This window comes from Amorphus suaedae (assembly GCF_053629675.1).
On sequence record NZ_JBRJIT010000002.1, the window covers coordinates 434,660 to 459,574 of the forward strand.

At 68.9% G+C, this 24,915-nt stretch carries 23 protein-coding genes; 22 read left to right on the top strand and 1 reads right to left on the bottom strand.

Going from position 1 to position 24,915, the window contains the following annotated elements:
• Positions 1–7: 7 nt before the first annotated feature.
• On the top strand, positions 8–583 hold the full coding sequence (locus tag AB7M35_RS15740; protein ID WP_453961306.1) for a TIGR02444 family protein: 576 nt from the start codon (positions 8–10) through the stop codon (positions 581–583).
• Between the two features lie 159 nt (positions 584–742).
• Positions 743–1,909 (top strand): M20 aminoacylase family protein, encoded by a 1,167-nt coding sequence (locus tag AB7M35_RS15745; RefSeq protein WP_453961307.1) that lies wholly within the window; start codon positions 743–745, stop codon positions 1,907–1,909.
• A gap of 55 nt (positions 1,910–1,964) precedes the next feature.
• On the opposite strand, the gene AB7M35_RS15750 is transcribed toward AB7M35_RS15745, so the two are convergent.
• Positions 1,965–2,348: a DUF2794 domain-containing protein gene (locus AB7M35_RS15750; RefSeq protein WP_453961308.1), complete on the bottom strand. Its 384-nt coding sequence runs from the start codon at positions 2,346–2,348 to the stop codon at positions 1,965–1,967.
• Between the two features lie 502 nt (positions 2,349–2,850).
• On the opposite strand from AB7M35_RS15750, the gene htpG reads away from it, so the two are divergent.
• The 20 genes from htpG (at position 2,851) to metK (ending at position 24,909) form a co-directional block, all read left to right on the top strand.
• Entirely contained in the window at positions 2,851–4,812 is a 1,962-nt protein-coding gene (htpG, locus tag AB7M35_RS15755; protein WP_453961309.1) for a molecular chaperone HtpG, read from the top strand.
• 56 nt (positions 4,813–4,868) lie between these two features.
• A complete protein-coding gene (locus AB7M35_RS15760) occupies positions 4,869–6,086 on the top strand; it encodes an aminotransferase class I/II-fold pyridoxal phosphate-dependent enzyme (protein WP_453961310.1) in 1,218 nt (405 codons plus the stop codon).
• Positions 6,086–8,848 (top strand): DNA translocase FtsK 4TM domain-containing protein, encoded by a 2,763-nt coding sequence (locus AB7M35_RS15765; RefSeq protein WP_453961311.1) that lies wholly within the window; start codon positions 6,086–6,088, stop codon positions 8,846–8,848. Before AB7M35_RS15760 ends, AB7M35_RS15765 begins: the two co-directional genes overlap by 1 nt.
• Positions 8,849–8,955: 107 nt before the next feature.
• Positions 8,956–9,627, top strand: a complete 672-nt coding sequence (locus AB7M35_RS15770; RefSeq protein ID WP_453961312.1) for a LolA family protein — start codon at positions 8,956–8,958, stop codon at positions 9,625–9,627.
• Positions 9,628–9,716: 89 nt separating this feature from the next.
• A complete protein-coding gene (locus tag AB7M35_RS15775) occupies positions 9,717–10,208 on the top strand; it encodes a universal stress protein (RefSeq protein WP_453961313.1) in 492 nt (163 codons plus the stop codon).
• Between the two features lie 193 nt (positions 10,209–10,401).
• A complete protein-coding gene (locus AB7M35_RS15780; protein WP_453961314.1) occupies positions 10,402–10,827 on the top strand; it encodes a bactofilin family protein in 426 nt (141 codons plus the stop codon).
• A gap of 105 nt (positions 10,828–10,932) precedes the next feature.
• Positions 10,933–11,817, top strand: a complete 885-nt coding sequence (locus tag AB7M35_RS15785; RefSeq protein ID WP_453961315.1) for a hypothetical protein — start codon at positions 10,933–10,935, stop codon at positions 11,815–11,817.
• A 123-nt stretch (positions 11,818–11,940) separates the two neighbouring features.
• Positions 11,941–12,501, top strand: a complete 561-nt coding sequence (locus AB7M35_RS15790; protein ID WP_453961316.1) for a NifU family protein — start codon at positions 11,941–11,943, stop codon at positions 12,499–12,501.
• Between the two features lie 234 nt (positions 12,502–12,735).
• Positions 12,736–13,407, top strand: coding sequence for a tRNA (adenosine(37)-N6)-threonylcarbamoyltransferase complex dimerization subunit type 1 TsaB (gene tsaB / locus AB7M35_RS15795; protein WP_453961317.1), 672 nt, complete (start codon positions 12,736–12,738; stop codon positions 13,405–13,407).
• On the top strand, positions 13,404–13,895 hold the full coding sequence (locus AB7M35_RS15800; RefSeq protein ID WP_453961318.1) for a GNAT family N-acetyltransferase: 492 nt from the start codon (positions 13,404–13,406) through the stop codon (positions 13,893–13,895). Before tsaB ends, AB7M35_RS15800 begins: the two co-directional genes overlap by 4 nt.
• 210 nt (positions 13,896–14,105) lie before the next feature.
• Positions 14,106–14,489, top strand: a complete 384-nt coding sequence (locus AB7M35_RS15805) for a Fur family transcriptional regulator (RefSeq protein WP_453962546.1) — start codon at positions 14,106–14,108, stop codon at positions 14,487–14,489.
• Positions 14,490–14,494: 5 nt separating this feature from the next.
• Positions 14,495–15,313: a lysophospholipid acyltransferase family protein gene (locus AB7M35_RS15810; RefSeq protein WP_453962547.1), complete on the top strand. Its 819-nt coding sequence runs from the start codon at positions 14,495–14,497 to the stop codon at positions 15,311–15,313.
• Between the two features lie 86 nt (positions 15,314–15,399).
• Positions 15,400–16,998: a putative bifunctional diguanylate cyclase/phosphodiesterase gene (locus AB7M35_RS15815; protein WP_453961319.1), complete on the top strand. Its 1,599-nt coding sequence runs from the start codon at positions 15,400–15,402 to the stop codon at positions 16,996–16,998.
• Between the two features lie 130 nt (positions 16,999–17,128).
• Positions 17,129–18,523, top strand: a complete 1,395-nt coding sequence (miaB, locus tag AB7M35_RS15820) for a tRNA (N6-isopentenyl adenosine(37)-C2)-methylthiotransferase MiaB (RefSeq protein ID WP_453961320.1) — start codon at positions 17,129–17,131, stop codon at positions 18,521–18,523.
• 50 nt (positions 18,524–18,573) lie between these two features.
• Positions 18,574–19,623 (top strand): PhoH family protein, encoded by a 1,050-nt coding sequence (locus AB7M35_RS15825; protein WP_453962548.1) that lies wholly within the window; start codon positions 18,574–18,576, stop codon positions 19,621–19,623.
• Positions 19,620–20,138 carry an rRNA maturation RNase YbeY gene (gene ybeY, locus AB7M35_RS15830; RefSeq protein WP_453961321.1) on the top strand — a complete coding sequence of 173 codons (519 nt, stop codon included), beginning with the start codon at positions 19,620–19,622 and terminating at the stop codon, positions 20,136–20,138. Before AB7M35_RS15825 ends, ybeY begins: the two co-directional genes overlap by 4 nt.
• Before the next feature lie 198 nt (positions 20,139–20,336).
• The gene (locus AB7M35_RS15835) at positions 20,337–21,404 is read left to right on the top strand and encodes a hemolysin family protein (protein ID WP_453961322.1); all 1,068 of its coding nucleotides are present in this window, start codon (positions 20,337–20,339) and stop codon (positions 21,402–21,404) included.
• Between the two features lie 2 nt (positions 21,405–21,406).
• Positions 21,407–23,059 (top strand): apolipoprotein N-acyltransferase, encoded by a 1,653-nt coding sequence (gene lnt, locus AB7M35_RS15840; RefSeq protein ID WP_453962549.1) that lies wholly within the window; start codon positions 21,407–21,409, stop codon positions 23,057–23,059.
• Between the two features lie 103 nt (positions 23,060–23,162).
• Complete coding sequence (locus tag AB7M35_RS15845; RefSeq protein WP_453961323.1) at positions 23,163–23,573, top strand: helix-turn-helix domain-containing protein; 411 nt, start codon at positions 23,163–23,165, stop codon at positions 23,571–23,573.
• A 166-nt stretch (positions 23,574–23,739) separates the two neighbouring features.
• Positions 23,740–24,909: a methionine adenosyltransferase gene (gene metK / locus AB7M35_RS15850; protein WP_453961324.1), complete on the top strand. Its 1,170-nt coding sequence runs from the start codon at positions 23,740–23,742 to the stop codon at positions 24,907–24,909.
• Positions 24,910–24,915: the final 6 nt, after the last annotated feature.

Below are 24,915 nucleotides of genomic sequence, written 5' to 3' on the forward strand. Positions count from 1 at the left end.
CGCGCTCGTGAGCTCTTCCGCGATCCCGTTTCCGGAGCATCCCTTCTGGACGTTCTCGCTCTCCGTCTACGGGGCCGAGGGCGTCGCGCCGGCCTGCCTGGAGCTGCAGGACCGGCGCGGGATCGACGTCAATCTGCTGCTCTTCTGCCTGTGGTCCGCGGTCGAGCGGGAGATCGCCTATGACGGGGAGGGGTTCGGCGCGATCGTGGCGGCGGCGGGCGACTGGCAGCGGACGGTGATCGAGCCGATGCGGGCGGCCCGCCGGCGGCTCAAGGCCGGTTCGCCGCACCTGCCCGACGACACCACGGCCGCGCTGCGGCGCGAGGTGCTGGCCGCTGAAATCGCCTGCGAGCACGGTGAGCAGATCATCATCGCGGCGGCGGCCGACGCCCTGCCGGCGGCACCCCGCACGGCAGGGCCGGCGGAAGCCGTGGTGGCCAACATTCTGGCCTATTGCGGGGCGGCCGGCCTGCGGCTGGAGCGGTCAGACGCGCCGGCGCTCGCGACCGTGCTGGGGGCGCGGCTCCCCGATCCGGTGGCCCGCACCGTCGTGACCGAGATCCTGGAGCGGTCCCCGGGTTGATCCCGCCGAGGGGTGCGCGGGGAGCCGGGTGATCCGGGGGAAAGCAGCCCGCCACGACCGAGCCCGATTGACCGCCGCCGGATGCTCCATGGTAGTGTTGCACCGCAACCGGGCGGCCCCTGACGGCGCCCGAACGACCTGCCTCAGCGGAGAGCGTCCATGCCGATCGTCAATCGCTTCGCCGACCTCCTGCCCGACATCACGGGCTGGCGCCGCGATTTCCATCAGCACCCCGAGATCCTTTACGACGTGCACCGTACCGCGGCGCGGGTGGCGGAGCTGCTGACGCAGTTCGGGGTCGACGAGGTCGCAACGGGGATCGGCCAGACCGGAGTGGTCGGCGTCATCCGGGGACGGACCGACACCGCCGGCCGCGTCATCGGCCTGCGCGCCGACATGGACGCGCTGCCCATCCACGAGACCACCAGCAAGCCCTACGCCTCGACGGTGCCCGGCAAGATGCATGCGTGCGGCCACGACGGCCACACGGCGATGCTCCTGGGCGCGGCCCACTATCTGGCCGAGACCCGCAATTTCGACGGCACGGTGGTGGTGATCTTCCAGCCGGCCGAAGAGGGCGGTGCCGGCGGCAAGGCGATGATCGACGACGGCATGATGGACCGCTTCGGCATCCAGCAGGTCTACGGCATGCACAACTATCCCGGCCTGCCGGTGGGCGAGTTCGCGATCCGGCCGGGCGCGTTCATGGCGTCGGCCGACCTCATCGACATCACCGTCGAAGGGCGCGGCGGACACGCGGCGTGGCCCCACACCACCGTGGATCCGGTGCTCGTCGGCGCGCACATCGTGACCGCCGTCCAGTCGATCGCCGCGCGCTCCGTCGATCCGCTCGAAGCGGTCGTCGTGTCCATCACCCAGTTTCACGCCGGCGACACGGACAACGTCATCCCCGCCACGGCGCATCTCGCCGGCACGGTGCGCACCCTCAACCCGCAGGTCCGGGATTTCGTCGAGGGGCGGCTGAGCGAGCTGGTCGAGGCAACCGCCGCCGCCTTCGGGGCGAAGGCGACGCTCACCTACGAGCGCAACTATCCGGTGGTGGTGAACGATGCCGCCGAGGCCGAGTTCGCGAGCCGCATCGCGGCCGACATCGCCGGGGCGGACCGGGTCGACACCAACGCCGTCCCGATGATGGGCGCGGAGGATTTCTCGTTCATGCTGGAGGAGCGGCCGGGCGCGTTCATCTTCATGGGCAACGGCGACAGCGCCAAGCTCCACAACCCGGACTACGACTTCAACGACGAGGCGATCCCCTACGGATGCTCCTACTGGGTCCGTCTCGTCGAAACCGCGATGGCGGCCTGATCGCCGCGACCGCGCGCGGCGGCTTTTGCCGCGCGGGCACCGGCGCGGTGCCGGTTCAGGACCCGACGAGGCGCAGGTCGCGTTTCTTCTCGAACACCCGGAGAACCTTCTCCAGGTCGTGGCCGCGCTTGAGAACGGCGCCGCCGGCATTGACCACGGCGTAGGCGCCCTGCTTGCGGGCAAGCGCCGGCGTCTTGGTCACCCTGTAAAGCGGAACCTCGGCGGTGCGCCGGAAGATCGAGAAGGTGGCCTGGTCGCGATGGTGGTCGATGGCGTAGTCGCGCCACTCCCCTTCGGCGACCTTGCGGCCATAGAACCGGAGAATGAGGCTCAGCTCGGTGCGGTGGAAGGTTGTGAGCCGCAGGGCGGGGTTGGACGGCCTGGAGCCGCCGAACTGGATCACGCTGGCCGGGGATCGACTTTCTTCCGTCTCGCTCATCATGCCTCCTGCCGTCATGCACCTGACATGATCGGTGCAAAGGCGCCGGGCATCAAGGGGCGGTTTCGCCGCGTCGCGGAGCGGTCGGCGCGCTGCCCAGGCCATTTTTTCCGGCGCTGGAAATTCGGCGCGGGCCGGGCACACGGCGGGCGTCGAATGACCGCCGTTCAGACAAATTTCAGCCCTTTCAACGCCATCGGGAACCTGCATCGTACTTTGGCGTTATCCGGTTGATCCGGCCGCGCTCGGCTTTGGTAATCGTCAGCCCCCCAGCCCCCCGAAGCTGACGACGCGGCCGGATCGCCTACCTCCGAGCTAACGCATTAGGGTCGACCGAAAGGTCGGCCCTTTTTCTTTGCGCCCCCCAAACCCAGCTAAGTGTCCGGGCCTGCCAGCCCTTGCGAACTGTCCGGCGGTTCGGCAAGAGAGCGCAGGCTGCCCGCCGGCACAGGCCGGTCGCGGCATCCGGAAATCGACGCAACAAGAGACGGTGAAAACGGCCATGACCGGCGAACAGGACACGTCGCCCGCATCCGAAACCCGCGCATTCGAAGCAGACGTTTCGCGGCTTCTGCACATGATGGTGCACTCGGTCTATTCCAAGAAGGACGTCTTCCTTCGGGAACTGATCTCGAACGCCGCCGATGCCTGCGAAAAGCTGCGCTACCGCTCGCTCACCGATGCCGACCTGCTCGGGGGCGACGCCACGCTGAAGGTGCTCGTCGAGACCGACAAGGAGGCGGGGCGCCTCGTCATCTCCGACAACGGCATCGGCATGACGCGCGACGAGCTGGTGGAGAATCTCGGCACCATCGCGCGCTCCGGCACCCGCGCATTTCTCGAGGCGGCCGCCGGCAGCGGCGACGGCTCGGGCCTGATCGGCCAGTTCGGCGTCGGCTTCTATTCGGCCTTCATGGTGGCGAGCGAGGTGGTCGTCACCAGCCGCGCCGTTGGCGCCGGGGAGGCCTGGACCTGGCGCTCCGACGGATCGGGCTCGTTCACCGTCGAGCTGGCCGGGGACGACGCGCCGGCGCGCGGCACGCGCATCACCATGATCCTCAACGACGACTCCAAGGAATTCGCCGAGGCGGCCACGGTCGAGCGGACCATCCGGCACTACTCCGCCCACGTGCCCGTCCCGGTGTTCGTGAAGGCGGATCCGGCGGCCGACGAGAAGGAGGTGGTCGACGGCACCGCGCTCTGGGTGAAGCCCAAGAGCGAGATCTCGGCCGAGGAGTACAAGGAATTCTACCACTTCGCGTCCGGCAACTGGGACGCGCCTGCCTTCACGATCCACTACCGGGCCGAAGGCCGCCAGGAGTACACCGTGCTCCTCTTCGTGCCGGAGACGCAGCCGTTCGATCTCTTCGATCCGGACCGGCGCGGGCGGGTGCGGCTCTACGTGCGCCGGGTGTTCATCACCGACGATGCCGACGTGCTGCCGTCGTGGCTGCGCTTCGTCCGCGGCGTGATCGACAGCCAGGATCTCCCGCTCAACCTGTCGCGCGAGATGCTGCAGACGAACCCGCTGCTGGCGGCGATCCGCAAGGCGGTGACCAACCGCGTACTCTCCGAGCTGGAGAAGGCGGCGGGCGGCGACGCTGAGGCCTATGCGAAATTCTGGTCGACCTTCGGGGCGGTGCTCAAGGAGGGAATCTACGAGGACCCCGAGCGGCGCGACGCGCTCTTCAAGCTCTCCCGGTTCCACACCACCACCGATCCCGAAGGATGGCGTTCGCTCAGCGACTACGTCGGCGCCATGAAGGAAAACCAGACGGCGATCTACTACGCGATCGGCGAAAATCCGTCCGCTCTCGCCGACGCCCCGCATCTGGAAGGCTTCCGGGCGCGCGGCATCGAGGTCCTGCTCCTGACCGATCCGGTGGATTCGTTCTGGGTCCAGGCGGCGGTCGGCTTCGACGGCAAGCCGTTCCAGTCGGTCACCCAGGGCAAGGCCGATCTCGACGCGATCCCGCTCGCCGGCGAGGACGAGACCAAGGATGACGAGGATGCGGCGGCGCGGGCCGGCGACCTCGCCACCCTGTCGACGCTCTTCAAGAAGGCGCTCGGGGACCGGGTGAGCGACGTGCGCACGTCCGATCGTCTGGCGACGAGCCCGGCGTGCCTGGTGGCGCCGGAAGTCGGCCCGGACCGGCAGTTCGAACGGCTGATGGCGCGCCAGCGCGGCGGGGCTGGCGGGCGCATGCCGCCGGTGCTCGAACTCAACCCGCGCCACGCGCTGGTCAAGGCGCTGTCGGAGCAGGCGAGCTCGGGCGCGAACGCCACCCGTCTGGAAGAGGCGGCGTTCATGCTTCTCGCCAGCGCGGAGATCCTCGACGGCGAGGCGCCCAGCGATCCGTCGGCCTTCAACAGGCGTCTGCTGGCCATGATGGAGCTGGCTTTCGGCGCCGGTCCGGCGGGCCAGGGAGGCGAACCCCAGGCCGACGGCGGCTCGGACGGTTAAAGGCGGATTAACCTTGTTCGTTTAGACGTCGGTCCTGGCACAAACCGAGACCGATAATGACCGGACAGCACCGTTCAGAGTTTCCGGCGCACATTGCCGACTCTCCCTTCCAGCGCCTCGCCGCGCTCATCGCCGGCGAGACGCCTGGCGAGACGCCGATCGATCTCGCGGTCGGCAACCCGCGCCATCCGATTCCGCCGTTCGTGGCCGACACGATCGCCGCGAACGTGAGCGGCTATGGCGATTATCCCGCGATCCGCGGCACGGAGGCGTTCCGCGCCGCGGTGGCCGGCTGGCTCGACGGGCGCTTCACGCTGTCGGGGCTGATCGATCCCGAGACCGGCGTCCTGCCTCTCAACGGCAGCCGTGAGGGCCTCTATTTCGCGACCATCGGCGCCGACGCCTATCTCAAGAAGCCCGGCGACCGGCCCGTCGTCCTCGTCCCCAATCCGGGTTATCCGGCCTATTCGGTCGGCGCGTTTGCCGTGGGCGCGGAGATCGTCGCGTACGACGCGGCGACGCCCCACGGCGTGATGCCCGACTGGGATGCGCTCGGCGCAGAACTTCTCGACCGGGCGATTGCCGTTTTCGTGGCCTCGCCGTCCAATCCGCAGGGCGCGCTCGCCTCCAGCTCCGACTGGGTCGAGTTGCTCGTCCTCGCCGACCGGCACGACTTCATGGTGTTCTCCGACGAATGCTATTCGGAGATCTACCGCGCGTCGGTGTCTCCGCCGGCCGGTGCGCTGGAGGCGGCCGCCACGCGCGGCAGCGCCGCGCGCATCGTCGTCTTCAACTCGCTGTCGAAGCGCTCGAACCTGCCGGGCCTGCGCTGCGGCTTCGCCGCCGGCGACCCGAAGTTCCTCGCCAACTGGGCGCGCCTGCGCAATCTCGCCGCGCCCCAGGTGCCGAGCCCGTCCCAGGCGGTTGCCGCGGCGGCCTACGGTGACGAGGCCCATGTCGTCGAGAACCGCCGCCTCTACGACGCCAAGTTCGCGCTCGCCGAGGCCGCGCTGGGCGACATCTTCACGCGTCTGACGCCGCCTGCCGGCTTCTTCCTCTGGCTCGATGTCTCGCCGTTCGGCGACGATCCGGAGATCTGCCGTCGCATGTGGACCGAAGCCGGCGTCCGGGCGGTGCCGGGGTCCTACCTCGGCGGGCCCATGCCGGACGGGACCAACCCGGGCAAGGGGTTCGTGCGGATCGCGCTGGTCCAGGACGAAGCCACGACCGAGGAGGCGCTCGCCCGCCTCGCCGAATTGTTCAGGAGCCGTTGATGACGATGCTGCGCGCCTTGCCGCTCAACGATCTCTTCGACCACCCCGCCGTCGAGGCGCTCGCCGGCCCCGTGTCGCGGGCGATCGGGGGCGTGCTGATCCTGTTGTCCATCGCGCTGATCGCGGCGCTCGCCAGCTGGTCGGTGACCGATCCCAGCCTGAGCTATGCTGCCGACGTGCCCGTTCACAACTGGATGGGCTGGACCGGGTCGGTGACGGCGGACCTGCTGATGCAGACGGTCGGCCTGTCCGCCCCGCTGATTCTCGTCCTCCCGCTGACGGTCGCCGCGCGGCTGCTGCGCCGGCGGCCGATCCACCTCCACTGGACGCGGGTTCTCTTCACGCTGCTTGCCGTGGCGACGGCTTCCGGCGCGCTGGCGCTGCTGCCGGCGCCGGCCAGCTGGCCGCTGCCCACCGGCCTCGGTGGCGCGCTCGGCGATGGCGTGATCGGCCTCGCGGTGGCGCCGTTTGGCGCCGCGTCGGGCCTTGCCGGCGCGCTGGCGCTGGTCGTGCTCGGCGTTGCGACGGCCTTCTGCCTGCGTCGGGCCGCGGCACCCCGGCCGCGCCACCGTCTCGCCGCCGCGGCGGTCGAATCGCGCGGTCTCGGCATCCGCAGGTCGATCCCCAAGGAAGAGATGCAGCGCTCCACCCGCCGCCCGGCGATCGTGGTGGAGGAACCGGAAGCCGAGGACGACGAGGCGGAGACCGGCGACGGGCGGTTCAGCGCCTTTGCCGGGCAGGCCACCCACTGGCTCCTGTCGACCAAGGCACGCCTGCGCCGCAACTTCGGCCGCGAGGAAGCGCCGCGCCAGCCGCAGCCGCGCCTGCGCACCGGCTCCAAGCTCCGCGACGCACTTCTCAACGTGACCGAAACCGAGGACGAGGACGCGTTCGAGCTCGTCGCCGAGGACGAGGCCCCGCAGCGCCCGCGCCGGCCGCGCGTCGAGCCGCGCTTCGATCTCGGCGCCTGGTCCGACGACATCGAGGATGCCGTCGCCGACGTCCGCAATGGCGCCGCCGAGGGCGTCGACTTCGACGGGCCGTACGACGCCGAGCGCGATCCGTTCGATGACGATCTGGACGCGCCGCCGTTCGCGATCGACCGGCAGCCGGCCCGCGGCGCGCGGCCGACCGCCGTCGAGCCGCCGTCCCAGACGACGCGCGTCGTTCCGCCGGCCGGACCGGCCAAGGTCGGGCGCCGCATCATCCGCGAGGCGCAGCCGTCGCTGCTGCGCAATCCGGGCGAATACGAGCATCCTCCGCTCGGCCTGCTGACGCCGCCGCCGGCCGGACGCCGCGACACCGGCATGACGCCGGAGGCCCTGGAGCAGAACGCGCGCATCCTCGAAGGCGTGCTCGACGACTTCGGCGTGCGCGGCGAGATCATCAACGTGCGCCCCGGCCCGGTCGTGACCCTTTACGAGCTGGAGCCCGCGCCCGGCATCAAGTCGTCGCGGGTGATCGGCCTTGCCGACGACATCGCCCGCTCGATGAGCGCGATCTCCGCCCGCGTCGCCGTCATCTCCGGCAAGAACGCCATCGGCATCGAGCTTCCGAACGAGCGCCGCGAGACGGTGTTCCTGCGCGAGCTGCTGGCCTCGGTCGACTTCGAGAAATCCAAGGCGCGGCTGCCGCTGGCGCTCGGCAAGACCATCGGCGGCGAGTCGGTCATCACCGACCTTGCCCGGATGCCGCATCTGCTCGTTGCCGGTACCACCGGCTCGGGCAAGTCGGTGTCCATCAACACCATGATCCTGTCGCTGCTCTACCGGCTGACGCCCCAGCAGTGCCGGCTGATCATGGTCGATCCGAAGATGCTCGAACTGTCGGTCTACGACGGTGTGCCGCATCTGCTGACCCCCGTCGTGACCGACCCGAAGAAGGCCGTGGTGGCACTGAAGTGGGCGGTCCGCGAGATGGAAGAGCGCTATCGCAAGATGGCCAAGCTCGGCGTCCGCAACATCGACGGCTACAACAACCGGCTGGCCGAAGCGGAGAAGAAGGGCGAGGTCCTGACCCGCGTCGTGCAGACCGGGTTCGACCGGGAAAGCGGCGAGGCGATCTTCGAGGAAGAGACGCTCGACTTCGAGGCGATGCCCTACATCGTCATCATCGTGGACGAGATGGCCGACCTGATGATGGTCGCCGGCAAGGACATCGAAGGCGCCATCCAGCGCCTCGCCCAGATGGCGCGTGCCGCTGGCCTGCACCTGATCATGGCGACCCAGCGTCCCTCGGTGGACGTCATCACCGGCACCATCAAGGCCAACTTCCCGACCCGCATCTCCTTCCAGGTGACCTCGAAGATCGACAGCCGCACCATCCTGGGCGAGCAGGGCGCCGAACAGCTGCTGGGCCAGGGCGACATGCTCTACATGGCCGGCGGCGGGCGCATCCAGCGTGTCCACGGCCCGTTCGTCTCGGACGAGGAGGTCGAGGAGATCGTCGCCCACCTGAAGGCGCAGGGCGTGCCGGACTATCTGGAGCAGGTGACCGAGGAAGATGGCGACACGGGCCAGACCTCGTTCGACACCGGCGTCGACAATCTGGCGGAGTCCGACGACGTCTACGACAAGGCCGTGGCCGTGGTGCTGCGCGACCGCAAGGCCTCCACCAGCTACATCCAGCGCCGGCTTTCGATCGGCTACAACCGTGCCGCCTCGATCATCGAGCGCATGGAGGACGAGGGTCTGGTGGGCGCGGCCAACCACGCGGGCAAGCGCGAGATCCTGGTGGGCGATCCCGAAGGAGCGGATCAGTGATGCTGCCGCAACTTCGTCAAATCTGGGGGGTATCACCCGCACCAACAGCGCGCCGAGTGGCCGTCACCGGCCGGGCGCAGCTGATTCCATTCAGGAGACATTCCGCAATGAACGGCACTTCGAAGCGCCATAATTTCCATGGCGGCCCGGGGTTCTGGATTCGCATCGCGGCCGTTGTCGCAGCGTTGACCGGACTGACGATCGCGGCCTCCGCCGCACGGGCGGACACGTCCGCCGACGAGGCCCTGCAGGGCATCAACCAGTACTTCAACGGCATCCAGACCATGCGGGGCGAGTTCGTCCAGATCGGTCCGGACGGCGGGCGCACCGACGGGCAGTTTGCCCTCAAGCGTCCCGGCCTGGTGCGCTTCTTCTACAATCCGCCCTCCCAGCTCGACATCATCGCCGACGGCACGTCGGTTGCGGTGCGCGACCGCAAGCGCGCCACCCAGGACATCTGGCCGCTGAAGCGCACCCCGCTGCGCTTCCTGCTGTCGAATCATATCGACCTCACCAAGGACGCCAAGGTGTCCCGCGTCGAGGTGCGCCCCGACGTGGTGCTGGTGACTCTTCAGGACGACACCGCGTTCGGCGACGGCACCCTGACGCTGATGTTCGACCGGGGCACCGACGAACTGAAGCAGTGGGACGTCGTGGACGCCCAGGGACAGCACACGCAGGTGTCGATCCACAACGTCGCGCTCGACCGGCCGGTCGACGACGATCTCTTCAAGATCGACTACACCGTCATCCGCGAAGGCGTGAACAATCGCCGCTGATTGAGACCTGGAGTCTCAGCCGCTAGGGGGCGCCCTGGCGCGCAAAGAGGCCGCTTGTCGGCCGGATTCGCCGATGGCAAAGTCGGCGCATGATCAGCCCGCGCAAAAGCTACGAACCCGGTCACCAGCGGAAGTTCCTGGTAGTCATCGACGAGACGCCGGAGTGCGATCGCGCCGTCGTCTATGCCGCCCGCCGTGCCGAGCACACGGGCGGCAAGCTTACGCTCCTCTACGTGATCGCTCCCGGCGAATTCCAGCACTGGCTGGGCGTCGAGACGATCATGCGGGAGGAGAAGGAGGAGGAGGCCGCCGCGACCCTCTCCCGCTTCGTCGACCGCGCCCGCGCGGTGGCGAAGGTGGATCCGGAAACGGTGATCCGCGAAGGCGCGCGCTCCGAGGAGATCCGCAATCTGATCGACGAGGACGTCGACATCGCGATCCTCGTGCTCGCGGCCGGCACCGGCTCGGACGGGCCGGGCCCGCTGGTCACCTCGGTCGTCAGCGCCTCCAGCGGCTTCCATATCCCGGTCACCATCGTGCCGGGCGACCTGTCGGACGAGGACATCGGCGGCCTCGCCTGACGCATGGTCATGCCCGCTCTCCCTCAGGCGCTTCCGCAGCTCCCGGTCGGCGTCCGGGGCGGTCGGTGCGCATTCGAGGCTGGCAACCACACGTGTTCCAACGTAGATCTTTACCCGTCGGTGCCGGTCCGCCTTGCGCGGCCGGCGAAGACGGACGTGCACGCGCGACGTGACCATCGGGAGGGGTGTGGCCATGGCTGACGCCAACGAGCATCAGTTCTACGTGGGGCCGGAAACGGTCGTCGAGGACGCGACCGTCAAGGTGGTGGGCACCGCCCAGGTCGACGGCGAGGTCCACGGCGCGCTGCAGGCGACGCATCTCATCGTCGGCGAGAAGGGGCGCGTCACCGGGACGGTCACGGCCGAAACCGCCGACATCATGGGCAGGGTCGAGGGCACCGTCGCCCTGTCCGGGCAGCTCTCGGTCCGCGCCACCGGCCTCGTCGAGGGCCGGGTGAGTTACGGCTCGCTGGCGGTGGAGGCCGGCGCGCGGCTCGTCGGCGATCTCGCCAACGGCCAGTCCGCGGCGGCCGGCGACTCTGCGCCTTCGGCCTGGCGCCCATCGCGGGTCTCGAGGCCGGCGACGCGACCGGCGTCGCGCACCACGGATGAAATCTGACCGCGTTAAGCCCGCGAACATCTTTTCGCCCTCAGGTGACGCCAAGGCGTCCGACGTCGGGCGCGGGCGGTGATCGCTTGTCCATCATGAAACGAGGCGGGAACCATGGCGAAGGCGCCGAAGTCCAGTGAACCGGCCAAACGGCGGTCGATCATCTGCGCCGCGCGCAGTGGCGGGCAGGGCAAGACCACGGTCGCCCAGCTGATCCACACCGTCTGCCAGCGCAACAACATCCCCCATTCGCTCTATTCGGCCGATTTCCTCGGCCGCGACGCCCGCTCCAAGCTCGGCAAGCTCTATCCGGGCCGGGTGACGGAACTGGGCATCGGCGCGACCTTCCAGGATGTGAAGGCCAGCGACGACATGAACCAGTCCATCCGCTACTGGGACCGGCTCGGCGACGTGCTGGTGGAGGGCGGCGCGGTCATCGATCTCGGTGCCAACGTCATCGACCGGGTTCTCGACTGGGCGGAGCAGCGCCATGCCGCCTCAGTGCTGCAGAAGCGCGGCGCCCCCGGCATCGACGCGTGTATCGTCTGCAAGTCCACCATGCACTCGGTGGACCAGGCGGTGAGCCTCGCCGACACCTTCCTCGAAGGCCGGCTGTTTCCGCTCGGCCGCGTGTTCGTGATCATCAACGAGGCCGACGGCAAGGTGCTGACGGAGTCGGCGCGCGAGAAGCTGCTGGCGCTGGCCGCGCATCCGGAAGTCGACATCATCCGCCTGCCGTTCTGCGATTCGGAGGTCTGGCGGCTCACCGAGCTCAACGAGGAGCCCCTGTTCGAGGCGCTGGAGTGGGACCCGGACGAGCTGGTCGACCGCTACGACATCGACATCTGGGAGGCGACCTCCGGCCTTGCCGAGATGCGGGCCTGGTTCGAGCTCTTCGAGAAGAAGGCGTTTGCGTCCGGGCTCCTCGGCGACGCCTCCGACGGCCACGCGGACGTCGAGGAAGAGGCCGAGGACGATCCGTTCTCGGCCAACGACTGATCCGGCCGCGACCGATTGCGCGGGCGGCCTGTCGCTTCTGCTCTTGAAGCGGAGGCCACGGCACCCGATAACAGCTCCATGTTCCGGTCCATCAGTGCGGCCTTGAACCGCAACGGAGGCACCATGTTTATCCAGACCGAATCCACGCCCAATCCGCAGACCCTCAAGTTCCTGCCCGGCGAAGCCGTGCTCGGCGAGGGGACGCGCGAATTCCGCTCCCTCGACGACGCCGAGACGTCGCCGCTCGCCCAGCGCCTGTTCGCCGTTCCCGGCGTCACCGGCGTGTTCCTGGGCGCCGACTTCGTGTCGGTCACCAAGGACGAGCAGGACTGGCAGCACCTCAAGCCGGCCATCCTCGGCGCGATCATGGAGCACTACCTTTCCGACGCGCCGGTGATCGTGGAAGGCAGCGTCGAGACCGTCGGCGACGAGTTCTACGAGCCGAAGGACGAGGCGACCGTCGCGACGATCAAGGAGATCCTCGACGAGCGCGTCCGTCCGGCGGTCGCCAACGACGGTGGCGACATCACCTTCAGGGGCTTCCGCGACGGCGTGGTCTTCCTGTCCATGCGCGGCGCCTGCGCCGGTTGCCCGTCCTCGACGGCAACGCTCCGCATGGGCATCGAGAACCTGATGCGCCACTTCCTGCCGGAAGTTCAGGAGGTCCGGGCCGTCGAGGCCTGACCCTCCCAACCTCGCACGACACCTGCACCCGGCACGCGCCCTGACCGATCGGCCAGGGCTTGATGGCCGTTGCGCGCATGCCCGTTCGGCTTGTGTCGCACGGTCGCATGTGGATTTGCGCCCGGATGGATGTGCTCCGGCGGCGCAAATGGTCTATAGCGGGCACCGCAGTCGTCGGTGCGCCGCCCATCCGCGCACCGGATTTGTCACGTCGTTCCGGGTCTGGTGAAGCCGATGCACGTCCTCGTCCTCGACACGGCGCTCGACGCCTGCCAGGCGGTCGTCGGCAGCGCCGACGGCGTCGCCGCGCACGAACGGCTGATGCCGTCCGTCGGCCAGTCGGAGGCGATCGTCGCGCTCGCCGACAAGGCCCTGGCGACGGCCGGCCTCACCTATTCCGACATCGGGCGCATCGGCGTGGTCGTGGGGCCGGGCAGCTTCACCGGCCTGCGCATCGGGGTCGCGGCCGCCCGGGCGCTGGCCCTCGTCGTCGGCTGTCCCGTCGTCGGGATCTCCAGCCTCGCGGCGATCGCGGCGAGCGTGCCCGACAGGGGCCGGCAAGCCTGCGCTGTCGCCATCGACGCGCGCCACGGCGCCGTCTACGCGCAGCTGTTCGAGACCGGCGCGATCCCCGTGGGCGAGGCGGCCCACGTTCCCATCGAGGCTTTCGCCGCCACGCTTCCCGCGGGCGCGATCCTGGCGGGGTCCGGAGCGGTGCTTCTTGCCGAGGCAATCGCCGCCGCCGGCGGAACGCCCGGCCGGGTCGAACCGGTCGCCGCGCCGGAGGCGGACGCCCTCGTTCGTCTGGTGCTGGCGGCGCAGCCGCCGTTTCCGCCGGCCCGCCCCGCCTACCTGAAGGCGCCGGATGCCAAGCCGGCGGTTTCGCTGGTCGGAGCGCGGCGATGATCGGCTTCCTGTTGACGCCGGCGCCGCGGCTGATCGACGAGGCGATGACCGACGACATCCCGGTCATCGCCGAGATCCACCGCGCGTCCTTCACCCAGGAGTGGACGGCCGACGAGATCGCGGCGCTGGCGTCGTCGCCGGGCGTCAGCGTGCTCGTCGCGCGGCGCGGAACGTGGTGGACCAGCACGCGCCCCATCGGGTTTCTGTTGCTACGGACCGTCGCCGACGAGGCGGAGATCCTGACCGTCGCCGTCCATCCGTCCAATCGGGGGGGCGGCACCGGCAGGAGCCTCGTGGCCGAGGCAATGCGCAGACTCTACCGGGAGCGCATCGACCACGTCTTCCTGGAGGTGGCCTCCGACAACGAACCGGCGCTTGCAATCTACCGCGGGCTCGGCTTCAGGATGGTGGGCGAACGGCCCGCCTATTATTCCGGCGCCGGAAAGAACGGCGGCCTCGCGCTTGTCATGCGCTGCGATCTTGGCTAATCGCGCCGGGAGGGGTCGCCAAGTGCCGCTCGCGCGACCGGGGGCCGGGTGACCGGACCCGGTGGGAACACAGCGATCGCCGGGACGGCGGATTTCGGCAGATGCCGGGCCATCCGTTCCCGCCGCGAACCGGGAGACTGGCCGGTGGCCGAAGAGGACAGCCGTAGCGAACCGACGCTCGAGGAGCAGTGCGTCGCCAAGGGCATGCGGATGACCGAGCAGCGCCGGGTCATCGCGCGCGTCATCGAAGCGTCGACCGATCATCCCGACGTGGAGGAGTTGCACCGGCGCGCGGCGGACGTCGATTCGCGCATCTCGATCTCGACGGTGTATCGGACGGTGAAGCTGTTCGAGGACGCCGGCATCATTGCCCGCCACGATTTCCGCGACGGGCGCGCGCGATACGAATCCGTGCCCGACGAGCATCACGACCACCTGATCGATCTGCGCACCGGCAAGGTCGTCGAGTTCCGGCACGAGGAAATCGAGCTCCTGCAGGAGAAGATCGCCCGGGAACTCGGATTCAAGCTGGTGGATCACCGGCTCGAACTCTACGGTGTCCCTCTCGAAGATCCGGCCAAGAAGACGCGTTGACCCTCATGGGTGTGATCCGGGCAATCCTCATAATCCTGTCGCTGACGGTGGTGACGCTGGTGATGATCCCGGCGCAGTACATCGCCCTGTGGACCGGCTCGCGACGCGCCGAACGCATCCCGATGACGTGGCATCGCATCGCCACGCGGCTCCTCGGCGTGCGGGTCGTCCAGCGCGGCGCGCCGTCGACCGACCGCCCGCTGATGATCGCCGCCAACCACGTCTCCTGGCTCGACATCGTCGTGCTTGGCTCGTTGATGCCGCTGTCGTTCATTGCCAAGGCCGAAGTGGCGAAATGGCCCGTGTTCGGCCTGTTCGCCAAGCTTCAGCGGACCATCTTCGTCGACCGCACCCGCCGCCACGCCACCGGTGCGGTGGCCGGCAAGATCGCCGAGCGCCTGCGCCTCGGCGACGTCATGGTGCTCTTCGCCGAGGGCACCTCGTCCAGCGGCACGTTCGTGCTTCCGTTCCGCACCGCGCTGATCGGCGCGGCGAAGGAGGCGGTCGCCGGCGAGAACGACCGCATCTGGGTGCAGCCGCTGGCCATCGCCTACACCCGCCTCCACGGGCTTCCGCTCGGGCGCTACCGCCGGCCGATCGTCGCCTGGTACGGCGACATGGACATGGCGCCGCATCTGTGGGGCATCCTGAAGAAGGGCCCGCTGGACGTTGAGATCACCTGGGGCGAGGCCGTGCCGTTCGGCCCGGGCAGCGATCGCAAGGAGATCGCCCGCAAGGCCGAGGAGATCGTGCGCAGCGCCACCGTGCGGGCGCTCACCGGGCGCGGCGAGAAGGTCGTCAGTCCGGCACTGGGAACGGCCTGACCGGCGCGATGGTCATCATCGCGTGAGCGTCCGCACCGCTGACGCGCCGAGCTTGCTTTCGGCGAGGATTGCGGGGACGGTCTCACATGGTTTCAAACCGCCCGTCGCAGAAGCCCGAATCGGTGCGGCGCTGGTATCAGACCCGGCGCTGGCTCTATCTCGCCATCGTCGTCAGCGCCGTCCTGGCGCTCGCCGGCCTGAGCGCGCTGGACCTTGTCGGGACCGTCTACCGCTACACGCACAATTCCTCCGGCGGCCTGTTCTCCCACCTGGTCAATCTGAGCATCGTGACCACGCTGGCGCTCGTTGCCATGCTGGCGGTCTATTCCCATGACCTGAAGCGGGAAGTGGCGAAGCGCCAGGAGGCGGAGGGCACCGCCGTCCAGCTGGCCCTCTACGATCCCCTCACGGGGCTGCCGAACCGCCGCTACTTCCTGCAGATCTTCGACTGGTGGCTCGAGACCGCGGAAAGCGATGGCACCCAGCTGACGCTGGTGGTGCTGGATCTCGATCGCTTCCGGTCCATCAACGACCTCTACGGCCACAGCGGCGGCGACCTGCTGCTCCAGGAGGTGGCGAAGCGCATCCGCAAGGTGGCGCGCGCTCCTCACTTCGTCGCGCGGCTCGGGGCCGACGAGTTCGCCATCCTGATCGTCGGCGGGGGCGAGGAGGGCGACATGGTGCGAACCGTGCGTCGCCTCCTCAAGGAGACCCGCAAGCCGATCCAGATCAACGGCGTCGACCTGCGGATCACCGCGAGCATCGGCCTCGCCATGTACCCGCGCGACGGCACCACAAGGGAGGTGCTTCTGCAGCGCGCCGACCTCTCGATGAGCCGCGCCAAGTCGGGCGGGCGCAACACCTATGCCTCGTTCGATTCCGACCTCGATTCCGAGATCCGCTACCGCCTGTCGCTGGAGGCCGACCTGCCGAAGGCGCTCGAGGATGGCTCCATCGTTCCCTACTTCCAGCCGTTCGTGGATTTCGGAACGGGGCAGATCGTCGGCTTCGAGGTTCTGGCGCGCTGGCATCATCCGGTACACGGCCCCCTCGGCGGCGAGGTATTCATTCCGCTGGTGGAGGACGCCGGGCTGATCGACCGCGTCTTCGCGCGCATCCTCGATGAAGCGTGTGGCGCTGCGGCGAAATGGACAAGCCCCGTGTCCATCGCCGTCAACGCCTCGCCGCTACAGCTGGCCGATCGCGGCATGGTGACCACGGTCCTCGACAGCCTGGATCGCACGGGACTGCCCGCCTCGCGGCTGGAGATCGAGATCACCGAGAACGCCCTCGTGCAGGACTTCCCGCTGGCGCTGGAGATCGTGACGGCGCTGAAGTCGGTCGGCATCGCCATCGCCCTCGACGATTTCGGCACCGGCTATTCCAACCTGCGCCACCTCCACGAGCTTCCCATCGACAAGATCAAGATCGACAAGTCCTTCATCCGGCACCACCGCACCGAAGACGTATCGGAGACCATCGTGGACCTGGTGGTGGCGCTCGGTCACAGCCTCGGCCTCAAGGTGACGGCGGAGGGGGTCGAGACCCTCGACGATGCGCTGTGGCTGAAGGAGAGGGGATGCGATCTCGGTCAGGGCTACCTGTTCTCCGAGGCCGTCCTCGCCCGCGACGTGCCGGCCCTTCTGGCCGCGACGAGGCTTCCGGGCCGGGGGGCGGGCGCGTGAGTGTGCTTTCCGCGCCAAGGTCCGCGCAAATTACGCCGAATGGCGCCTGTCCGATGGATTGTGACGGCCTGCACCCTTGCGTTCGCCATTATTCTGCGGCACCCCGGAGGAACGAGCAGAAGCGGTGGTGATGACGGGAACGAAGCGCGTATTCATCAAGAGCTACGGTTGCCAGATGAACGTCTATGACGCGGAGCGCATGGGCGAGGCACTGGCGGCAGAAGGCTATCTTCCGGCCGAGACCGTCGAGGATGCCGATCTGGTGCTCTTGAACACCTGCCACATCCGGGAGAAGGCGGCCGAAAAGGTCTACTCCGAGCTGGGCAGGATGCGGGTCCTCAAGGAAGAGCGGAAGGCGACCGGCGGCGACCTCACCGTCGGCGTGGCCGGCTGCGTGGCCCAGGCCGAAGGCGACGAGATCGTGCGGCGCGCGCCAACGGTCGACTTCGTGGTCGGCCCGCAGGCCTATCACCGGCTGCCGGACCTGCTGCGCCAGTCCCGGGCGCGTCCGGGCGTCGTCGACATCGAGTTTCCGGCCGAGGACAAGTTCGACGCGCTGCCGCGCCGCAAGAAGCCCGGCCTGATCGCGCGGGGCCCCACGGCCTTCCTCACGGTCCAGGAAGGCTGCGACAAGTTCTGCGCCTTCTGCGTGGTGCCCTACACGCGCGGCGCCGAGATCTCCCGCCCCGTGGCCAAGATCCTCTCCGAGGCGCGCGATCTGGCGGCGGCCGGCGTGCGCGAGCTCACCCTGCTCGGCCAGAACGTCAACGCCTACCACGGCGAAGGCCCCGACGGCCGGATCTGGGACCTCGCGCGGCTGGTCTACGAGCTTGCCGAGATCCACGGCCTGGCGCGGCTGCGTTACACGACGAGCCACCCGCGCGACATGACCGACAGCCTGATCGAGGCCCACCGCGACCTGCCGGCGCTGATGCCCTACCTGCATCTGCCGGTGCAGTCCGGCTCGGACCGGATCCTCGCCGCGATGAACCGCAGGCACGTCGCCGACGACTATCTGCGCCTCATCGATCGGATCCGGGCGATGCGCCCGGACATCGCGCTCTCGGGCGACTTCATCGTCGGCTTCCCCGGCGAGACCGACGCGGACTTCGAGGACACCCTGCGCCTCGTGCAAACCGTAGGCTACGCGTCTGCCTATTCGTTCAAGTATTCGCCGCGGCCGGGCACGCCTGCCGCCGGCCGCGACGAGCAGGTGCCGGAGGCGGTGATGAACGAGCGGCTTCAGCGCCTGCAGGCTCTGCTCAACGCCCAGTCCGACGCCTTCAACAGGTCGATGGTCGGGCGCACCTTCGACGTTCTGATCGAAAAGCCTGGACGGAAGGCGGGACAGATCACCGGCCGTTCGCCCTACCTGCAACCGGTTCACCTTTCCGCGCCGCACGGCGCCATCGGAGAGATCATGCCGATTACCGTCACGGAAGTCGCCGGACACAGCCTGTTCGCAGAACCGGCCGGGCCGGCTCGCGCCGCGTCGCCGCTGGCCGTCCTCGGGGGCGCCGCTTGACCGCGGGCAAGCGCCCGACGGCAGGGCGGCCCATCGTCCCGGCCTCCGACATCACCCACATCGTGCTCGCCTTCGACGACAACCGGCTTGCCGGATCGCTGTTCGGCCAGTTCGACCAGAATCTCGCGCTGATCGAACAGCGGCTCGGGATCGACGTGGTGGCGCGCGGCAACCAGGTGACGATCAAGGGGCCGCACGACGCCTGCGAGACCGCCCGCGCGGCGCTCGAGTCGCTCTATCACCGCCTCAAGAGGGGCCAGGACCTGGAGCCCGGCGACATCGAGGGATCCCTGCGCATGGCGCAGGCCTCCGAGGGCCAGCTCACCCTGCCGACACTCGAGCAGGACGGACATCTGGCGCTTGCCCAGGTCTCGACCCGCAAGCGCACCGTCGTCGCACGCACGCCCACCCAGGACGCCTACATCCGCTCCATGGACCGGGCCGATCTGGTCTTCGGGCTTGGCCCCGCCGGCACCGGCAAGACGTTCCTGGCCGTCGCCTATGCGGCCACGCTGCTCGAGCGCGGCGACGTGGCGCGCCTGATCCTCTCGCGGCCCGCCGTCGAGGCCGGCGAGCGGCTCGGCTTCCTGCCCGGCGACATGCGCGAGAAGATCGACCCCTATCTGCGGCCGCTCTACGACGCGCTCTACGAGATGATGCCGCCGGAGAAGGTCGAACGCGGCCTTACCTCCGGGATGATCGAGGTGGCGCCGCTCGCCTTCATGCGCGGGCGGACGCTCTCCAACGCCGTGGTGATCCTCGACGAGGCGCAGAACACCACGTCGATGCAGATGAAGATGTTCCTGACGCGCCTTGGCGAGAACTCCAAGATGATCGTCACCGGAGACCCGAGTCAGGTCGACCTGCCGCCGGGACAGGTCTCGGGCCTCAGGGAGGCGGTCTCGCTGCTCGACGGGGTCGAGGGCGTTGCGATGAACCGGTTCACCGACGCCGACGTGGTGCGCCACGAACTCGTTGCGCGGATCGTGCGGGCCTACGACCAGGCCAGCCGGGACGCGCTCGCCGAGCGCGAGGAACAGCTCCGCCCGAAGCCGGCCGCGCCGCGCGCCGGCCCGACGCCGGGCCGGAAAGGCCCGTGACCGGCACCGGGATGCCCGCCACCGCGCCGGTTTCGGCCGAGGTGGTGCGGGAAGCGGAGGGCTGGCCGGACGAGTCCGTGCTCCAGGAGATCTGCGACCGGGCCATCGCCGCGGCCTGCAAGGCCGGGGACATTTCGCTGCCCGATGATGCCGGCGTGGCCATCCTGTTTTCCGACGACGCGCACGTGCGCAGGCTGAACGCCGAGTTCCGAGATCAGGACAAGCCGACCAATGTCCTGTCTTTTCCGGCCTCGGGGGATGGCGGTTTCGGCGAGGCGACCCATCTGGGAGACATCGTTCTCGCCTTCGAGACGGTTGCAGCGGAGGCGGAGAGCGGCGCAACGCCCTTCGACCACCACGTCGCCCATCTCGTCATGCACGGATTCCTGCACGTTCTCGGCTATGATCACGTGGACGAGGACGAGGCCGTCGAGATGGAGCACCTGGAGACCCTGGCGCTCGCCGAACTCGGTATCGCCGATCCGTACGCCGACGACGGCGGGGCCGGTGCGTGAATCCTCGTCGGGCGCAGTTGCGCTTCGACGGTGAAATCGAGCATCCTTGCAACGCAGGGCCATGCTTGCCATCGCGGCTTGTCACACAAGTGTGGGCAGGGCGTGCCTAACTAGACGTTCGAACTCGGTCCGGCCCCGCATCGGGATCAGCCAGGGTTCATGCCGGGCGCCGGCAAAGGAGTGACGGACTCAACTGGAATGAACGACGAACCTCAGAGTACCGGCGCGGCCGAGCCGCGCCTTCAAGACCGCGATCCCGAGGGTCCCGATACCACCGAGGATGCGAGTTCGAGCCCCGAACGATCGCAAGACGGATGGCTTGAGCGACTGCGCTCGGCCGTCGGCTTCAAGACGAACGGGTCCCTGCGCGAGAATCTCGCGTCCGCCCTTGCCGAGGAAGATGACGGCCCGGCCGCCTTCACGCCCGAAGAGCGGCGGCTGCTGCGCAACATCCTGCATCTCCGGGAAGTGCGCGTCGACGACGTCATGGTGCCCCGCGCCGATATCGATTCCATCGACGAGCGCGTGGCGGTCGGCGAGCTGCTGAAGCTCTTCCGCGAGGCCGGTCATTCGCGGATGCCGGTCTACCGCGAGACGCTCGACGATCCGATCGGCATGGTCCACATCAAGGACGTCATGTCGTACATCTCCGAGCGCGCCACGACGCAGGCGGCCGAGGGCGCGTCGATCGACCTGCACCAGGTCGACCTCGGGACCCCTCTCTGCGACATGGGGATCATCCGCCCGGTGCTGTTCGTTCCGCCGTCGATGCCGGCGGCCGACCTGATGGCGAAGATGCAGGCCACCCGCATCCAGATGGCGCTGGTCATCGACGAGTACGGCGGAACCGATGGCCTCGCCTCGCTGGAGGATCTGGTCGAGACCGTCGTCGGCGACATCGAGGACGAGCACGATGATTCCGAGGAGCCGATGATCGCCCGCATCGGCGACGACGTCTGGCTGGCCGATGCACGCGTCGCCCTCGACGACGCCCAGGAGGAAATCGGCAACGATTTCATCGTGGGCGAGCACGGCGACGACGTCGATACGCTCGGCGGGCTGATGTTCACGCTGCTGGGCCGCATCCCCGTCCGCGGCGAGCTCATCTCCACGCCGCAGCTGCCGGGATTCGAATTCGAGGTGCTCGACGCCGATCCGAGGCGCATCCGCCGGCTGCGGCTCTACCGCCGCCGGCCGCAGCAGGGCCGCGGAAGCCGCAAGCGCGTCGAAACCGCGGCGCGGGCGCCGGAGCCTGCCGCCACGTGAGCATGGCTGAACCGTCCGGGGCAGGGCGGACGGTGTCTCCCGTCCGCCCGCTGCCGGCGCGGTTCGCCCGGGCCGGGTGGCCGCGCCGGCTGCTGGCGTTCGGGGCGGGTGCCGCCTCGGCCGCTTCGCTGCCGCCCGTCGATGTCCCCGCGATCCTGTTCCTGACGCTTCCGGTCCTGGTGCTGCTTCTCGATGGGGCGGCGCTCGAGGCTTCGCGGCGCCGCCGCGTCGTGTCTGCCGGCTGGATCGGCTGGTGGTTCGGCTTCGGCTATTTCCTGTTCGGCCTCTGGTGGATCGGCAGCGCCTTCCTGGTGGAGGCGGAGGCGTTCGGCTGGATGATCCCGTTCGCGATGACGGGACTTCCGGCGGGCCTCGCGCTGTTCACCGCGCTCGCCGCCATCCTCGCGTCCCTGCTCTGGACATCCGGGCCGGGCCGGATCGTGGCGCTCGCCGTCGGCCTGGCGGCCGCCGAATGGCTGCGCGGCCACGTCCTAACCGGCTTTCCCTGGAACGGCTTCGGCTATGCGCTGGCGGCGTACGAGGCGACCATGCAGGGCGCCGCGCTGGTGGGCGCCTACGGTCTCGCCTTCCTCGCCGTCCTGGTTTTCGCGGCCCCCGCCATGCTGGTCTCCGGCGGCCGGTTCGCCGGGCGGCGCGGGGTGGCCGGCTGCGTCGTCGCGCTGGCGCTTCTGGCCGGGCTCTACGGCTTTGGAACCGTGCGGCTGGCGGATGCCGGCACCGATCCGCCGGCCGCCCCCCAGACCCCGCTGCGCGTCGTCCAGCCCTCCATCGACCAGACCGAGAAATGGGACCCGGACCAGCGCGGCAAGGTGTTCGAGACCTATCTCGCGCTGTCGGATGAGCCTCCCGCCGGTGGCGGCGCGTTGCCGGAGAACCTCATCGTCATCTGGCCGGAATCGGCGATCCCGTTCTTTTTGTCCGACGCCCCGCTGGCGGCCGAGGCGATCGGCGACCTTCTGCCGAAGGGAGGCCGGTTGCTGACCGGTGCGGTGCGCCACGAGGCGCTGGCCTCCGATCCGGCGAACCCGCGCTATTTCAACAGCATCCTGCAGGTCACGTCCGACGGAACGGTCCGGCCGCTCTATGACAAGGTGCACCTTGTTCCGTTCGGCGAGTATCTGCCGTTCCAGGACTTCCTAGAGCGCATCGGGCTGGAGCAGCTCACCCAGCTTCCCGGCGGCTTCTCCGCCGGCCGCGACCGCGTCACGCTGCACATGGACGGCGTGCCTTCGGTCGGGCCGCTCATCTGTTACGAGATCATCTTTCCGGGCGCGGCCATCGATCCGACCGATCGGCCGGCCTGGCTCCTGAACATGACGAACGACGCCTGGTTCGGCCGCACGCCGGGGCCATACCAGCACCTGCTTCAGGCGCGCGTGCGCGCCGTGGAGGAGGGGTTGCCCGTGGTGCGGGCGGCCAACACGGGCATTTCCGCGCTCATCGACCCCTATGGCCGGATCCTGGATCGGCTCGGCCTCGACGAGGTCGGCGTCATCGACGCGGTCCTGCCCGCCGCGATTGCGCCGCCGCCCTATGCCCGCTTCGGCGACCTGCCGCTTTTCGCGGCGCTCGCCCTCTCCGGCCTCGGTCTTCTTGCCGCGCGCCGGGGTCGCGCCCGTCGGCCGGGAGATTGACGAACGGCATCGCGGATGGACATTATCCGCGACCCGCCGGGCCGAAACGATGCGCCGCCCCTGGGGTGCTACGCTTTCCGGCGGCAGGAGGGACGTACCCGCCATGGCTCTGAAGAAGACCCCGAATCCGGTCGACGTGCATGTCGGCAGTCGCGTGCGGATGCGGCGGATGATGCTGTCAATGAGCCAGGAGCGGCTGGGCGAGCAACTGGGCATCACCTTCCAGCAGATCCAGAAGTACGAGAAGGGCTCAAATCGCATTGGCGCCAGCCGGATGCAGGAGATCGCCCGGGCCCTCCAGGTGCCCGTTGCCTTCTTCTTCGAGGATGCCCCCGGCGGCGAGGCCGGCCAGCCGGGTTTCGCGGAAGGACAGTCGGCGAGCTACGTGACGGATTTCCTGACGTCCAGCGAGGGTGTCGCCCTCAACCGGTCGTTCGCGCGCATCGCCGACGCCAAGGTCCGGCGCCGGGTGATCGACCTTGTCGAGGCGCTTGCCGACAAGCCCTCTGAATAGCGCTTCAGCCGCCCTTAACTCCGCCCTATCTGCGCAGGAACGCTGGAAGATTTGCGGCTTGACCGGCCTCTCTATCCTTGTCACATAGCCCGTCACTAACCTGTGCCGTATTCCCGGCACTCGCGCCGAGTCTCCGTCCAACGGCGCGCCATGCGAGGATCAGATCGTGCCGCACGATACCTATCTCTTCACCAGCGAATCCGTTTCCGAGGGACACCCCGACAAGGTGTGTGACCGCATTTCGGACACCGTCGTGGATGCCTTCCTCTCGGAGATGCCGGAAGCGCGCGTGGCGTGCGAAACGCTGGCGACGACGAACCGGGTGGTGATTGCCGGCGAGACCCGCGGACCGGAGAGCATCACCCACGACTACATCGCGCACCTCGCGCGGCTCGCGATCCGTGACATCGGCTACGAGCAGGAAGGCTTCCACTGGCAGCACGCCAAGATCGACGTGCACCTGCACGCCCAGTCGGCCGACATCGCCCAGGGTGTCGATTCCGCCGGCAACAAGGACGAGGGTGCTGGCGACCAGGGCATCATGTTCGGCTACGCCTGCCGCGAGACGCCGGAGCTGATGCCGGCGCCGATCTACTATTCCCACAAGATTCTCAAGCTGCTCGCCGACGCCCGCAAGAGCGGCCGCGAGCCGGCGCTCGAGCCGGACGCGAAGAGCCAGGTCACCATCGCCTACGAGAAGGGCAAGCCGGTCCGCTGCACCCAGGTCGTGCTGTCCACCCAGCACACCGGCGACCTCTCCTCCCAGGACGTTCGCGGCATCGTCGAGCCCTACATCATGGCGGCGCTGCCCGACGACTGGGTGAACGAGGACACCGTCTGGCACGTCAACCCGACCGGCAAGTTCATCATCGGCGGTCCTGACGGCGACTGCGGCCTCACCGGCCGCAAGATCATCGTCGACACCTACGGCGGTGCCGCGCCGCACGGCGGCGGCGCCTTCTCCGGCAAGGACCCGACGAAGGTGGACCGCTCCGCCGCCTATGCCGCCCGCTATCTGGCGAAGAACGTTGTCGCCGCCGATCTCGCCGACCGCTGCACCATCCAGCTCGCCTACGCCATCGGCGTGTCCGAGCCGCTGGCCGTGTACGTCGACCTGCACGGAACCGGCAAGGTGTCGGAAACCGCGGTGGAGAAGGCCTGCCGGCAGGCCATGAACCTGACGCCGCGCGGCATTCGCGAGCACCTGAAGCTCAACCGCCCGATCTATGCGCGCACCTCCGCGTACGGTCACTTCGGTCGGGCCGCGGAATCCGACGGCGGCTTCTCCTGGGAGAACATCGACCTCGTCCATGCCCTCCGCGACGCCGCCCGCTGAGGCGGG

Coding starts and splice junctions, on each gene's coding strand:
- AB7M35_RS15805 (WP_453962546.1), top strand. CDS start 14,106: ATGACCGAGCAGCGCCGGGTCATCGCGCGCGTCATCGAAGCGTCGACC.
- miaB (WP_453961320.1), top strand. CDS start 17,129: ATGACGGGAACGAAGCGCGTATTCATCAAGAGCTACGGTTGCCAGATG.
- htpG (WP_453961309.1), top strand. CDS start 2,851: ATGACCGGCGAACAGGACACGTCGCCCGCATCCGAAACCCGCGCATTC.
- AB7M35_RS15815 (WP_453961319.1), top strand. CDS start 15,400: ATGGTTTCAAACCGCCCGTCGCAGAAGCCCGAATCGGTGCGGCGCTGG.
- AB7M35_RS15765 (WP_453961311.1), top strand. CDS start 6,086: ATGACGATGCTGCGCGCCTTGCCGCTCAACGATCTCTTCGACCACCCC.
- AB7M35_RS15835 (WP_453961322.1), top strand. CDS start 20,337: ATGAACGACGAACCTCAGAGTACCGGCGCGGCCGAGCCGCGCCTTCAA.
- AB7M35_RS15770 (WP_453961312.1), top strand. CDS start 8,956: ATGAACGGCACTTCGAAGCGCCATAATTTCCATGGCGGCCCGGGGTTC.
- AB7M35_RS15845 (WP_453961323.1), top strand. CDS start 23,163: ATGGCTCTGAAGAAGACCCCGAATCCGGTCGACGTGCATGTCGGCAGT.
- AB7M35_RS15790 (WP_453961316.1), top strand. CDS start 11,941: ATGTTTATCCAGACCGAATCCACGCCCAATCCGCAGACCCTCAAGTTC.
- AB7M35_RS15775 (WP_453961313.1), top strand. CDS start 9,717: ATGATCAGCCCGCGCAAAAGCTACGAACCCGGTCACCAGCGGAAGTTC.
- AB7M35_RS15810 (WP_453962547.1), top strand. CDS start 14,495: ATGGGTGTGATCCGGGCAATCCTCATAATCCTGTCGCTGACGGTGGTG.
- AB7M35_RS15745 (WP_453961307.1), top strand. CDS start 743: ATGCCGATCGTCAATCGCTTCGCCGACCTCCTGCCCGACATCACGGGC.
- AB7M35_RS15750 (WP_453961308.1), bottom strand. CDS start 2,348: ATGAGCGAGACGGAAGAAAGTCGATCCCCGGCCAGCGTGATCCAGTTC.
- AB7M35_RS15780 (WP_453961314.1), top strand. CDS start 10,402: ATGGCTGACGCCAACGAGCATCAGTTCTACGTGGGGCCGGAAACGGTC.
- tsaB (WP_453961317.1), top strand. CDS start 12,736: ATGCACGTCCTCGTCCTCGACACGGCGCTCGACGCCTGCCAGGCGGTC.
- AB7M35_RS15785 (WP_453961315.1), top strand. CDS start 10,933: ATGGCGAAGGCGCCGAAGTCCAGTGAACCGGCCAAACGGCGGTCGATC.
- AB7M35_RS15760 (WP_453961310.1), top strand. CDS start 4,869: ATGACCGGACAGCACCGTTCAGAGTTTCCGGCGCACATTGCCGACTCT.
- lnt (WP_453962549.1), top strand. CDS start 21,407: ATGGCTGAACCGTCCGGGGCAGGGCGGACGGTGTCTCCCGTCCGCCCG.
- AB7M35_RS15800 (WP_453961318.1), top strand. CDS start 13,404: ATGATCGGCTTCCTGTTGACGCCGGCGCCGCGGCTGATCGACGAGGCG.